Here is a 12,415-nt window from a genome sequence, read left to right on the forward strand (position 1 = left end):
GTAAGCGCTTGATATTAAGCGTTTACAGAAGAAAAAGCGTGTTTTCTGGAGCAAAGTGTGGTTTAATGGACGATGAAGAAGATATATCTCGTTTTTTGTCATATTATCATTTCCTGAACATTTCTGGCTCTCCTTAATAGGCGTGGCAGATGTTTCGGCCGGCTTTTGCCGGTTTTTCCGTCTGTACATATCATTCTAATATATTCAGATGGATCATCATCGGGTTTTTGGTAAAAAGGGCGTGCCTTTTTTGTAAAACCTCACTAAAGATAACGAAAAGGGAGATTTAGCAGATGAACGTTCGTTCCTTTCAGTTGAGTGACGCAAATGGTGTGACAGAGCTCCTTGCGGCTGCTTTGTCGGAAGATTGCTTTGAGAACACGATGGGTCCTTTCGCTCGCCAGTTGTCCTGGGATTCAGACCTTATTATGGTTGCTGAGCAGGGTGGGGAGCTGATCGGTGCTTTAATCGGTACTATTGATCAGAACCATGGTTGTATTTATCGTATTGCAGTTCACCCTGATTTCAGACGTCAAGGTGTTGGAAAAGCCCTGGTTAAGGCGCTTGAACAACGTTTCCAACAGCGCAAGGTTAGAGGGGTGTGGGTCGCCGGTGACGAGCATAACAAAGCCGCGATGCCGCTGTATGAAGCAATGGGTTACGGAGCTAGTCAGGTCATGAAGGCATTTCAGAATCTTAGTATTTTGGCACACAGCTAACAAGGCATTTTGAATGCAGTGTATAGGTTTGCTAGATTGGCGTCTCATGTTCAAGCAATGAACGAGATCAGATATAGAGAGAGAACACGGTTTTATTCTATTTTTTAGTCTAATTTATTTTCAATCCATAATAGGCATATCTTGGCTTCCAATTGCAAATGGAACCGAGATATGCTTTTCTATTCATATGGCATTTTTATATTTTAACCTTGAGGTGATAGAAGCAAATGAGCCGCGAAATACCGCCAGACATAGAGAATACGGCGACAACATCCTCTTCAGGCTCAACTCTGTCCGGAGAGCTTCTGGATTGGCTTAAGACCATTTTGATTGCTATCGTACTGATGCTGCTTCTTAATTTGTTTGTCTTCAATATTTCGATTGTTAAGGGCGAATCGATGCAGCCAACCCTTGCTGAACTAGATCGTTTGTTCATTAATAAGATTGTATATGAATTTGATAAGCCTAAGCGTTACGACGTCGTAGTGCTGCATGATCCAAGCCATACACCTGATCGTAAGGAGTTTCTTGTCAAAAGAGTTATTGGTATTCCCGGGGAAACGGTAGAAATTCGGGAACACGTACTATATATCAACGAAGAGCCCCAGACGGAACCTTATACAAATACACTAATAGAGGATCCGGATTTTGGTCCAGTCAAGCTTGAAGAAGGCCGTTACTTTGTAATGGGAGATAACAGGCATGCAGGTAAGAGCAAGGATAGTCGTTCATTTGGGAGTGTTTCGGCTGAAGAAATTGTCGGGAAAGCCGAATTTATTTTTTGGCCGATGAGCGATATGAAGAAGCTGTGAATTAGAAGGAAAGATTAGGCTATACAGTTATATATGTGAGAGCTAAAGGTATTATGAAATTGATTTGATTAGAGGTGATAATATGATTAGTCGAGACTCGCTCGTAAGCCCTGGAGTACATTATGAGTGGCTGAAGCAGGAAATAATTAAGGCAGCGCCGTCTTTTGGAATTGATGATATTGGATTTGCCTCAGCGGAACCCTTTGAATCCTTGCGTTCCATTTTGCTGGAGCATCGCGCCAAAGGCTATGAGTCAGGATTTGAAGAGCCTGATATTGAGAAACGGGTCAATCCCGCGCTCGAATCGGGTAAGCCTGCTTCTCTCATCGCCATTGCCATTGCCTACTCTTCCAAGATGAAGGATCCGCCAAAGTCGGAGCCTGGCAGCTATAGAGGGATATTGGCCCGCTCAGCGTGGGGACAGGATTACCATCATGTTCTGAGGGCAGCGATGGACAAGCTCACCGCCTTTATCCAGGAGAAGGTTCCGGAGGCGCGCATTGAGAATATGGTGGACACAGGTGTCCTAGTGGACCGGGCCGTTTCAGAGCGGGCGGGAATCGGCTTTAGCGGCAAGAACTGCGCGATCATATCACCCAAGTTCGGTTCATGGATATTTCTCGGGGAACTCATAACAGACATTCCTTTTACACCGGATGCACCAGTGACGGAGGGATGCGGTGAATGCACGAAGTGCATTGATGCCTGTCCTACAGGAGCGCTTGTTGGCCCGGGACAGCTGAATGCCCAGAAGTGCATTTCTTTTTTGACGCAAACCAAAGGCTTTTTGGACGAAGAATATATGAAGAAGATCGGGAATCGGCTGTACGGCTGTGATACATGCCAGATTGTATGCCCGAAGAATAGAGGGAAAAATTGGGATCATCATCCTGAATTCGCACCAGACCCGGAGATTGTCAAGCCTTTGCTTAAACCGCTGCTCTCCCTGAGCAACAAGGAATTCAAGGAACGGTTTGGACACAGCTCTGCCGCTTGGCGAGGTAAAAAACCAATACAACGCAATGCCGTCATCGCGCTTGGTAATTTTAAAGATCAAAGCGCCGTACCAGAGCTGAGCGAAGTATTACTGCGGGATCCTCGTCCCGAACTGAGAGGAACCGCTGCTTGGTCGCTCAGCCAAATAGGAGGAGAAGAAGCAATGAATGTGATATCGGAAGCTGCTGCAAGAGAACAAGATGGGAACGTGCTGAACATGCTGCAGAGAGCCCAAGAGAAGCTATTGATGGGGCCTCTATCCGAGAAGAAGAAGTCCGAAGTAGAATTTGCGGCTGAATTTGGTTCATCTGAAACCAATTCATCTGAAGGCAGTAACAATGAATCGAATATGGCTCTATATCGCAGTGACAACAAGGCAGCCTGGAAGCCTACTCCTGTTACCAAGCTTACGGGTGAGCCGGTCTATTATCATGAAATATCAACTGAGGCCGGAGAGCTTACACTTTGTGCTACGGAGCAGGGACTTGCAAGGCTTGATTTTGGTAACTATACCGTAAGAGAGGCGCACCTGCAGCAATGGGCTCGAACTTGGCTGGGTGAATATCACTTTGTACATGACCCATCCCGTTTCCAGGAAGCGACATGGCAGCTTCAGGAATATTTGTCTGGAGAGCGTACAGAGTTCCAGCTTCAGCTGGATCTTAGAGGAACTCCGTTTGAGCTGCAGGTATGGCAGGCACTCACAGAAATTCCATATGGTCAGCATGTCTCAAGTCTCGGATTAGCGGAAAAGATAGGAAGACCGAAAGCTGTCCGTTCGGTTGTGGCGGCTGTATCCAAAAATCCGCTTCCAATTATTATTCCTCATCACCGCTTGACGGGCAGTGAGGGAGGAGTAACGATATACCCTGGAGGACTTCATGTGAAGGAACGCCTGCTCTCATTGGAAGGGCAGTCTTCGAATTGACTCTAACACCAAATTGCGTTTGCTAGCCGCGTTTCTACATGCTATGATATCGTGTATGATGCGTTAAAAATAGCAATCAAGCGAAAAACAGGGGTGTATAAGTATGGATATCGTTATTCCCATTATTACACTAATTGTGGGCCTCGTTGGGGGATTCTTTATCGGTGCATTTTATCTGCGCAAGCAGCTTGAGAAGATGCAGAGTGATCCTGAAGCTCTACAAAAAATGGCAAAACAAATGGGCTACAATTTGAACAGCAAGCAGATGCAGCGTGCTCAACAGATGATGAAATCCCAGCAAGGCGGAAACGGTGCAGGCAAGATGCAGCCGCCTATGCGCAAGAATCAGGGAAGAAAAAGATAATGCTGCAATCTTGCCTGCCAGGTACAGGTGTATGCCGCTTGGGAGGAGGAAGAAGGAATGGCTGGAGTTAAAGATTACATGAACTCATCTGTCGGCGCGAATCGCGAGAAGATTGAGTATCATGTTGAACAGATATTGAAGCTGATCGGTGAGGACACAGAACGTGAAGGTCTGCTGGAAACACCGGCTAGAGTTACCCGCATGTACGAAGAAATTTTTGCGGGCTATGAAGTAGATCCTAGAGATGTACTTGGTGTAACTTTTGATGAGAACCATGAGGAGCTCGTCATTGTGAAGGATATTGTGTACTACAGTCAATGCGAGCATCATATGGCTCCTTTCTTCGGCAAGGTCCATATCGGATATGTGCCAAGTGGACAAATTGTCGGACTTAGCAAGCTTGCAAGATTGGTTGAGGCCGTAACTCGCCGTTTGCAGGTGCAGGAGCGGATTACTTCTCAAATTGCAGACATCCTTGAGGACGCGCTTAAACCGAACGGTGTTATGGTTGTTGTAGAAGGAGAGCATCTGTGTATGTGTGCTCGTGGTGTGAAGAAGCCGGGCAGCAAGACGGTAACTTCTGCTACGCGTGGTACATTCCGGGATAATGCCGCTTCTCGGGCGGAGTTTTTGTCTCTTGTTAAAGGTTAATTTCGAATACCGAAAGTCTTGATCGTATTGATCAAGGCTTTTTTATCATACCCTAGCGAGAATCCCCCCGCTTCAAGCAATTCCTAGACAAGTGGAATACAACTTATGCGGAAACCGGCATAGGGTTGTTGTACAACAAATGTGCCACACAACTGGTGAGGTCAAACTTCTATCTATACGGGAATGGAGTTGTCCATCCTGCAGGACGTGCCATGATCGGGATGACAATGCCGCTCAAAATATTAAGCGAGTCGCTGTATAGCCGCTAAGCTCAACAAGTTATGGGAACCACAGCTTCTCTTGGGGTACTGACAAGTAGACAACTTCAAACCGATGGGTTTGACAAAAAGAATCCCCCGCCTCTTTAGGTGGTGGGAGTGTTCAATAGGGGGAGAGGGCTCATATGTCAACGGAAGATACACTGCTTCGCAAATTCAAGGAGATCCAGATCTGGGAATCACCGCTCATGAAGAAGGATGAGGACGTGCTTGAAGCCTTTGCATGGGAAGAGGTCATGTGCAGGCAAGTGGGGCTGGGGCATCGCCCTGTCGCTCATCTCTGGCGTCATGAGAATGCACTTGTCATCGGTCTCAGAGACCGTAGGCTGAAGAAGGCCGAGGAAGCGATGCAGCGATTTCAGAACAAAGGTATAAGCTCCTGTGTGCGTCCTTCCGGAGGTGCAGCGGTCAGACTGACAAGAGGAGTGGTTAATTTCAGTCTCATTCTACCGAATCCTGGACAAGCAATTAACATCCATGATGATTTTAAATCCATGGTTGATTATATTCGGAAGGCTATTCTTCCCTGGGGCGGTCAAGCAGTAGCAGGAGAAATCGAAGGGGCATATTGCCCGGGAGATTATGATATCGCTATAGAGGGACGGAAATTTTGCGGAATTGCCCAGCGCCGGTTGGCCAAAGCCTATCTTGTTACCGGCTTTATCATCATAGAAGGAAAAGGGGATGAGCTGACAGAGGACATCATCCAGTTCTATGATCAGGCAGCTGGAGATGCGGAAGAGGGCTATCCTCAAGTGAAGTACGGAAGCATGGGAAGTCTAAACGAGCTGTCAGGCGTACCCTCTGCTGAGGCGTATATGCAGTCATTAATAGAAGTCATTAGTGCCTCGGCAGAGAAGGTATATACCGGAGTTCGGCCATCGGTTCCTCGATCTGACGTGGAACGCACGGTCGCCGTATTAAAAGAGCGTTACGATTAAGCTCCTCAAAAAAGGTGCAGTGACAATAAAAGACCTCGGAGCGAGGTCTTTTACTTTGAGAATAGGGATGCGATTATATCGTTCGTTCTGATTATTGTCAGAATCTATGTGGGGTTGACTCTATGTTTTCTTTACTGTCAATAAGGAGTCCATTTCAGCTTGCGCGCTTCCTGGAATCGCTCCGCAACGGCAGGCCAATATACGACGTTCCACCAATCCATAATGTATTTCTTGCGCTCATTCTGATGCTTCAAATAATAGGCATGCTCCCACACATCCAGTGGAAGCAGAGGAACAATATCATACTGGGATAAATTTTGATGCTTCTCCGCTTGTAATATTTCTAGCCGGTGCGCTCTTGGACTCCACACCAATACAGCCCAGCCACCGCCTTCTACTTTGTTCGCTGCTTCTGTGAAGTGCTTCTTAAATGCGTCAAAGCTCCCGAAATCCTTTCTGATCTGTTCTCCGAGTGACCCGACAGGCTTTCCACCGCCATTCGGGTTCATTGTGTTCCAGAAGATGGTATGGAGATAATGTCCTGCTCCGTTAAAGGCCAACTCTCGTTCCCAATGCTTCACAAGATCAAAATTTCCGGTTTGCCGTGCTTCCTGAAGCTTCTTCTCAGCGATGTTAAGATCATCTACATAGGTCTTGTGATGCTTGTCATGGTGGATGCGCATCGTTTTCTCATCAATATAGGGCTCTAGCGCATTATAGGGATAAGGCAGTGGCGGCAGCTTGTGCCCCCCAATCGGAACAGGAGATGTAGGAGGAGAGGCGTCTTCTGCGGCGATATCGGATACAGTGAGAGCTTTAGATAATTCCTGAACCAATTCTTCAGAAGCTCCGGTTCGCGGTGCTGTTACGTCCGGGTAAGGGAAGGGCTCTTCGTTCCAGGTGCTTCCAGGTCTTACTCTCTGGGAGATGGCAGCCGGATGGTCCAGTCCCCGGAGTTTATTCACAGTCTGCTCTGATTGGTCCTGGATGTATCGAAATACAACCTCCGCAGCAGGGTTACCTGATAGAGCTGCGCTATGCTCAAGAATGTGCCCGAGGTGACGATGGAATTCCTTCGATTGGTTAAACGAAGCGGCAAGCAGCACATCCAGCTGACCAAGCGCATAATCATCCGGCGGCTGCACGCCCGTTCTTACCCTCTGCAGCAGATCATCTGCTGCAGAGGCAGATCGTTGGAATACGCTTCCCCATTCATTGAGAAGCTTCACATAGGCATCCTCCAGCTCCGGTGCAATCGATGTGATCATATTTGTGCATCCCATTTCAGTATCCTTCCAAGACCGAATTTCTTCTAACGCGCGCAGCGGTAAATAGGGTCCATAACTGAGCTCCATAAGCTCGGCACCTCCCAAGATGGATTCTTATTCAAACAAATACTGTGCATAGCAGCAGACGGCGTAATGATCTAACGTATACTTATTCTCATTAGAGCTTGTACTATGATGACTTGTCAAAATAAGAGAGGATATAAAAAAGGATATGAAAAAGGCACCTTTTTAAAGGTGCCTCAGCTTGATCTATTTTTGAGCGAGACTTATACCGCCAAGGAATGAAGAAACCTTGTTCAAGTACTCTCTGGGATGCTCTCTATATATGAGCTCATGACGTGCTTCCTCTACGATCCACACATCAGAGTTCGGATTGGTCTGGTTGCTCGCAAAGAGCTCTGCCATTGGATAAGGGGCCTTCTCATCCTGGGTTCCGTGGATGAAGAAGATAGGAATATCATAAGCTTTCGAACTTACCTCCTGATAAGGAATGGAGTTTAGGCTGGTGCCATTCAGAATCGGGAACAGCATCGTTAGAATTTGTAGGGTAGGCTGCTTCGGCAAATCAATCTGATTCTGTATATTATGATACAGCGTATCCGGCTCCAGCAGGAACGTGCTGTCTAGAATCATGGCATCAATGTCCTCTGTTTGAAGGGCGGCCTGAAGAGCTGTCCCTGCTCCCATAGAGAAGCCCCATACGACAACTTCTTGAGCTCCTTTTTGCTTAGCGAGCTGAACTGCGCCAAGAAGCTGCTTCGATTCTGCCTTTCCTCCGGTAGCAACGACTCTTGTGTTTTGGGAAGCGAAGCCGTAATCAAACATAATGACATTAAAATTTTGCTGATGAGCGTAATGGGCCAGATCATACATGGGAATCCATGATTCTTCCCGGTTAGCTCCATAGCCGTGACTGAACACGATTGTTTTGCTGCTGTTCTCCTCTGCAGGGATGTACCATCCACTAACGCTCCGGCTTCCGTCTGAGGCAGGGAAAGTCACCTCTTCATACTCCATCCCCTTGGACAGCATGGGGTTTGAATACACCGGAGCTACCGCCGGGTAGGATAACACCCATGCGATATAGGCATGAAGAGCAATAAAGCAAAATACGAGAAAGAATATGATCGATAATATTAGGGCAACCACGATATGCTTAAAACGGATGAGCCGAGTGGAAAGTGCGGGAGGAGCACTTGATACGTTCTGCTTAAGAGATCTATTCTCGGATATAGGAAACATCATACTCCTCCTTCCAGAAGAATGTTAAATAGGACTAATTTACTAAATCCAACCTGTGAACAAAGATGAGGTTGGTATAACTTTATTCTTTATCCTATGATGCGTCCTGTCTAAAGTCAATTGATTGGGACTAATTGTTACACACTTGTAATGTAAGTGAAATTAATGGTGAAAAATGTTTGTCAAGTGAAGGAAGACTTATTCCAAAATCTCTCCATTATGATCGATTGTTGAGAGAAATGAGCTTGTTTAATTGAGATTAATTCTCAATTAAATCTTTACTTTGGTCATCAATTCTCTTATAATTTATGTAACCAGGTTTCACGTGATGAAACAGAGAGGGGATTATGCATGGAAGAGCAAGATCGCAAATTAACGGTACGAGCGGTCGAGAGGGCATTGGACATTTTGTTATGCTTTACAGAGCAATCAGATCTGGGTCTTACCGAAATTTCTGGCAAGATCGGTTTACATAAAAGTACGGTGCATCGTTTGCTGACAACACTTGAGGACAGGGGATTTGTTGTGCGTAATCCTTTGACGGAGAAGTATCGGCTTGGCATTCGAATTTGGGAGCTTGCGGCACATATGTCCCAGAGTGATGACCCGGCCATCCTCTTGCTGCCTGCAATGGAGCGCCTTCGTGATCGCTTGGGAGAAACGGTTAGCTTGTATTTGAAGGATGGCAATGAACGGATACGCGTTCAGGCCGTGCAGAGCAATCAAGCGATTCGAAGGGTAGCACCTGTAGGTGTAAGGCTGCCATTGTCGGTTGGAGCATCGAGTAAAGTGTTGGTTGCGTTTGCAGCAAGAGAAGAGCAGGAGCAGCTGATACGCAATTTTGATACCCCCTTGTCAGTTGATCAAGATATTTATTTGAGTCAGCTGCAAGAAATCAGGGAATTGGGATATGCAACGAGCTATGAAGAGAGAGAGCCTGGAGCAGCAGCCGTATCAGCGCCGATCTTTGATCGCAAGGGCAATGTGGCAGCGGCCTTGTCTTTATCCGGACCGATAAGCAGGCTGTCGGAAGAGACGCTTCGGGAATACGCACCTATTGTTATGGAGACAGCCGCGCAAATGGGATTTATGCTGAGGTAGCTCTCCTTTGTAATGAACGAATGGAGAATAAAGGTTGAAAATGTGCTGTGAATGAGATAATCTTGTATGGACCTCAATTTAGACGAAGGATAGGGGTCAAACATGAATAACAATAACAATTTACTAGGGGAGCCCGAAATGCCGGGCTGAGATGGTACTGCAAGGTGCCGGACTCTTTGTACCTGATCTGGATCATACCAGCGTAGGGAAGTAATTGGCGATAAATATCGATAAGATCCGTGATATATGGTGAAGGTTCTGCTATTAACCTATGCAGCTCCATTAGCCTGTACACAACACAAGATCTTATATGGATTAGAGCTGATTCCCCCTGTGGGAATCAGCTCTTTTTGTTGCTGCAGCTTCTATATAACTGGCTATCGTTTGTATAGCTTCTGTCTTTCAAACACAGCTCAGGAGAGGGCTTCCCAACTCGAACAAAGGAGGAAGCACGTATGAATCATTCAAACACAGGAATGAACACAGAGGCATCGGCTTTAAGAGAAGAGCATTTGAAGGGTGAATCTGGAAGGCTCCAGCCATTCCCCTCGAGCAAGAAGGTATACATTCAAGGATCGCGCCCGGACATTGCTGTACCTGAGCGCGAAATTGAACTTCATCCCACCAGTACGCCCCAAGGAGTAGAGCAGAATGAGCCATTTCGGGTGTACGATACAAGCGGACCGATGGGAGATTTGAACGGTGAAGTCGATATCCGTCAGGGTCTTCCTTTGCTGCGCCGGAATTGGATACTTGAGCGTGAAGATGTTGAGTTTTATGAAGGAAGAGCAATCCGTCCAGAGGATAATGGGATTCGGTCCGATAGAAGTGCGCAGCAGGAGATAGAGGTGTTCCCGGGCGTCAGAAGGCAGCCGCTTCGAGCCAAGTCAGGACGCTGTGTGACTCAGATGCATTATGCCAAAAAAGGGATCGTGACCCCTGAGATGGAGTTTGCCGCAATCCGGGAGGGGCTTGAAGCGGAGTTTGTAAGGAGTGAAATTGCCAGAGGAAGAGCAATCCTGCCTTCTAACATCAACCATCCGGAGAGTGAGCCGATGCTGATCGGAAGCCGATTCCATGTCAAGATCAATGCGAATATCGGGAACTCTGCAGTTTCCTCTTCTATTGAGGAGGAAGTGGAGAAGATGAGCTGGGCCGTTCACTGGGGAGCGGATACGGTCATGGACCTGTCGACCGGCCGTCATATTCATACGACGAGAGAATGGATTATCCGCAATTCTCCTGTGCCGATAGGCACAGTTCCACTGTATCAAGCGCTGGAGAAGGTAAACGGGGAGGCGGAGAAACTCTCTTGGGAGATTTACAGAGATACGCTGATTGAGCAAGCGGAGCAGGGAGTTGATTATTTTACGATCCATGCGGGAGTACTGCTCAGATATATTCCAATGACAGCAGAGCGAATGACCGGAATTGTGTCACGGGGCGGCTCTATTATGGCAGCATGGTGCCTGGCGCATCATCAGGAGAACTTTTTGTATACTCATTTTGAAGAGATCTGTGAAATTATGAGCAGATATGATGTTGCTTTTTCACTTGGAGATGGACTGAGACCCGGCAGTATCTATGATGCCAATGATGAGGCTCAAATGGCTGAGCTGGCAACACTCGGGGAGCTGACGCAGATCGCCTGGAAGCATGATGTACAGGTGATGATCGAAGGTCCGGGACACGTGCCTATGCACAAGATCAAAGAGAACGTTGATCTGCAGATGGAGATCTGCCAGGAAGCCCCATTTTACACGCTGGGTCCACTTACAACAGATATTGCTCCCGGATATGATCACATTACGTCTGCCATTGGAGCGGCGATGATCGGTTGGTTTGGTACCTCCATGCTATGTTATGTTACGCCGAAGGAGCATTTGGGACTACCTGATAAGAACGATGTGAGGGAGGGGGTCATTGCCTATAAAATCGCTGCCCATGCAGCCGATCTGGCCAAGGGTCACCCAAGAGCACAAAAAAGAGACGATGCCCTCTCCAAGGCAAGATTTGAGTTCCGCTGGAAGGACCAGTTCAATCTGTCTCTTGATCCGGAGCGTGCTCTATCCTACCACGATGAGACTCTTCCAGCCGAAGGTGCAAAAACAGCGCATTTTTGTTCCATGTGTGGTCCGAAATTTTGCAGTATGCGCATCACTCAGGATATTCGGAATATGGCATCCGCCAAAGGAGTTAGTGAGAAGGAAGCGATTCATGCAGGCATGCAGGAGAAGGCGGAGGAATATCGTGGTCAGAACAGGTGATTAGATCCTTACCGTTTACATTAGGAAAATAATGAGAGAGGCCGTTTCACAGATTGCAGATTCTCTAGTTGGGTAAAATAAATGTGAGAGCCATAGGAATGTGAGAGCGATATGACAGCTGTCAAAATTTCATATGATGCCAAGGAGGGAATCGCATTTATGAATACTCCAGTAGCGAATCAAGAAGCAATTGAGACGGTGAGAGATTTGATCAAAGGTATAGATACAGCGATGCTGACAACTGTAACAACAGAAGGGCTTGTCTCCCGTCCGATGAAGACTCAGGAGGTTGAATTCGACGGAGATCTTTGGTTCTTGACGAAAAAGGACACAAACAAATATCAGGAATTGATTCAGAATCCGTTGGTCAATGTAGCCTATGTCGGTAAATCCTATGTTTCCATTCGGGGGGAAGCGGAGCTGATTCAGGATCCGGCGAAAGTGAAGGAATTTTGGAACAAAGCCTATGAGATGCTGCTTGATGTTTCCTATGATGATCCTTCGCTGGTGCTCATTAAGATTCAGGCAGATACCGCCGAATATTGGGAAACAGGCAGCAAAACCAAGCTGGTCAAGAATCTTATTAACAAAATGACAGGCAAAAATGAGATGGATTTGAACAAGACCGTAGATCTGTAACGGAGCTTGTATATGATCATACTTACCAGGGGGTCCTCATATGGGGGCCCCCACTTTTTTGTGTGCTTCATATTTAATGCAGTGAATCAACTTCATATTTGAGAACCGATATTCATAAATTACACTCCTTCTTAGGGGGCTGTAAGATTTCGTGATTTCCTCATTTTGCATAAAGCAGGAACTCTTGA

General features: G+C 46.8%; 12 protein-coding genes and 1 riboswitch. Of the genes, 10 read left to right on the forward strand and 2 right to left on the reverse strand.

The features are described 5' to 3' along the window. The first annotated feature begins 293 nt into the window (after positions 1 to 293). From BM415_RS15845 to BM415_RS15870, 7 genes are all read left to right on the forward strand, one after another. Complete coding sequence (locus tag BM415_RS15845; RefSeq protein WP_091159708.1) at positions 294 to 719, forward strand: GNAT family N-acetyltransferase; 426 nt, start codon at positions 294 to 296, stop codon at positions 717 to 719. A gap of 227 nt (positions 720 to 946) precedes the next feature. Further along, on the forward strand, positions 947 to 1,531 hold the full coding sequence (lepB, locus tag BM415_RS15850) for a signal peptidase I (RefSeq protein ID WP_091159709.1): 585 nt from the start codon (positions 947 to 949) through the stop codon (positions 1,529 to 1,531). 82 nt (positions 1,532 to 1,613) lie between these two features. Beyond that, positions 1,614 to 3,455, forward strand: a complete 1,842-nt coding sequence (gene queG / locus BM415_RS15855) for a tRNA epoxyqueuosine(34) reductase QueG (RefSeq protein WP_091159711.1) — start codon at positions 1,614 to 1,616, stop codon at positions 3,453 to 3,455. A 103-nt stretch (positions 3,456 to 3,558) separates the two neighbouring features. Further along, positions 3,559 to 3,819: a YneF family protein gene (locus tag BM415_RS15860; protein WP_076314651.1), complete on the forward strand. Its 261-nt coding sequence runs from the start codon at positions 3,559 to 3,561 to the stop codon at positions 3,817 to 3,819. A 57-nt stretch (positions 3,820 to 3,876) separates the two neighbouring features. Then, positions 3,877 to 4,470 carry a GTP cyclohydrolase I FolE gene (gene folE, locus BM415_RS15865; protein WP_091159712.1) on the forward strand — a complete coding sequence of 198 codons (594 nt, stop codon included), beginning with the start codon at positions 3,877 to 3,879 and terminating at the stop codon, positions 4,468 to 4,470. A gap of 139 nt (positions 4,471 to 4,609) precedes the next feature. After that, complete coding sequence (locus tag BM415_RS25820) at positions 4,610 to 4,732, forward strand: zinc ribbon domain-containing protein (protein ID WP_285850266.1); 123 nt, start codon at positions 4,610 to 4,612, stop codon at positions 4,730 to 4,732. Between the two features lie 141 nt (positions 4,733 to 4,873). Continuing rightward, positions 4,874 to 5,689: a lipoate--protein ligase family protein gene (locus BM415_RS15870; protein ID WP_091159714.1), complete on the forward strand. Its 816-nt coding sequence runs from the start codon at positions 4,874 to 4,876 to the stop codon at positions 5,687 to 5,689. Between the two features lie 137 nt (positions 5,690 to 5,826). On the opposite strand, the gene BM415_RS15875 is transcribed toward BM415_RS15870, so the two are convergent. Next, positions 5,827 to 7,044, reverse strand: coding sequence for a Fe-Mn family superoxide dismutase (locus tag BM415_RS15875; RefSeq protein WP_091159716.1), 1,218 nt, complete (start codon positions 7,042 to 7,044; stop codon positions 5,827 to 5,829). Between the two features lie 183 nt (positions 7,045 to 7,227). Continuing rightward, positions 7,228 to 8,220 carry an alpha/beta hydrolase gene (locus tag BM415_RS15880; protein WP_091159717.1) on the reverse strand — a complete coding sequence of 331 codons (993 nt, stop codon included), beginning with the start codon at positions 8,218 to 8,220 and terminating at the stop codon, positions 7,228 to 7,230. A gap of 351 nt (positions 8,221 to 8,571) precedes the next feature. On the opposite strand from BM415_RS15880, the gene BM415_RS15885 reads away from it, so the two are divergent. The 3 genes from BM415_RS15885 (at position 8,572) to BM415_RS15895 (ending at position 12,227) form a co-directional block, all read left to right on the forward strand. After that, positions 8,572 to 9,321 (forward strand): IclR family transcriptional regulator, encoded by a 750-nt coding sequence (locus BM415_RS15885; protein WP_091159719.1) that lies wholly within the window; start codon positions 8,572 to 8,574, stop codon positions 9,319 to 9,321. A 115-nt stretch (positions 9,322 to 9,436) separates the two neighbouring features. Then, positions 9,437 to 9,547: riboswitch (TPP riboswitch) on the forward strand. 250 nt (positions 9,548 to 9,797) lie between these two features. Further along, positions 9,798 to 11,588 carry a phosphomethylpyrimidine synthase ThiC gene (thiC, locus tag BM415_RS15890; RefSeq protein WP_091159810.1) on the forward strand — a complete coding sequence of 597 codons (1,791 nt, stop codon included), beginning with the start codon at positions 9,798 to 9,800 and terminating at the stop codon, positions 11,586 to 11,588. A 159-nt stretch (positions 11,589 to 11,747) separates the two neighbouring features. Then, positions 11,748 to 12,227, forward strand: coding sequence for a pyridoxamine 5'-phosphate oxidase family protein (locus BM415_RS15895; RefSeq protein WP_091159812.1), 480 nt, complete (start codon positions 11,748 to 11,750; stop codon positions 12,225 to 12,227). Positions 12,228 to 12,415 lie beyond the last annotated feature (188 nt).

Source organism: Paenibacillus sp. 453mf (genome assembly GCF_900116105.1).
GTDB classification, from domain to species: Bacteria; Bacillota; Bacilli; order Paenibacillales; family Paenibacillaceae; genus Paenibacillus; species Paenibacillus provencensis.

Coding starts and splice junctions, on each gene's coding strand:
- BM415_RS15885 (WP_091159719.1), top strand. CDS start 8,572: ATGGAAGAGCAAGATCGCAAATTAACGGTACGAGCGGTCGAGAGGGCA.
- BM415_RS15870 (WP_091159714.1), top strand. CDS start 4,874: ATGTCAACGGAAGATACACTGCTTCGCAAATTCAAGGAGATCCAGATC.
- lepB (WP_091159709.1), top strand. CDS start 947: ATGAGCCGCGAAATACCGCCAGACATAGAGAATACGGCGACAACATCC.
- BM415_RS15875 (WP_091159716.1), bottom strand. CDS start 7,044: ATGGAGCTCAGTTATGGACCCTATTTACCGCTGCGCGCGTTAGAAGAA.
- BM415_RS15860 (WP_076314651.1), top strand. CDS start 3,559: ATGGATATCGTTATTCCCATTATTACACTAATTGTGGGCCTCGTTGGG.
- thiC (WP_091159810.1), top strand. CDS start 9,798: ATGAACACAGAGGCATCGGCTTTAAGAGAAGAGCATTTGAAGGGTGAA.
- folE (WP_091159712.1), top strand. CDS start 3,877: ATGGCTGGAGTTAAAGATTACATGAACTCATCTGTCGGCGCGAATCGC.
- BM415_RS25820 (WP_285850266.1), top strand. CDS start 4,610: ATGTGCCACACAACTGGTGAGGTCAAACTTCTATCTATACGGGAATGG.
- queG (WP_091159711.1), top strand. CDS start 1,614: ATGATTAGTCGAGACTCGCTCGTAAGCCCTGGAGTACATTATGAGTGG.
- BM415_RS15895 (WP_091159812.1), top strand. CDS start 11,748: ATGAATACTCCAGTAGCGAATCAAGAAGCAATTGAGACGGTGAGAGAT.
- BM415_RS15845 (WP_091159708.1), top strand. CDS start 294: ATGAACGTTCGTTCCTTTCAGTTGAGTGACGCAAATGGTGTGACAGAG.
- BM415_RS15880 (WP_091159717.1), bottom strand. CDS start 8,220: ATGTTTCCTATATCCGAGAATAGATCTCTTAAGCAGAACGTATCAAGT.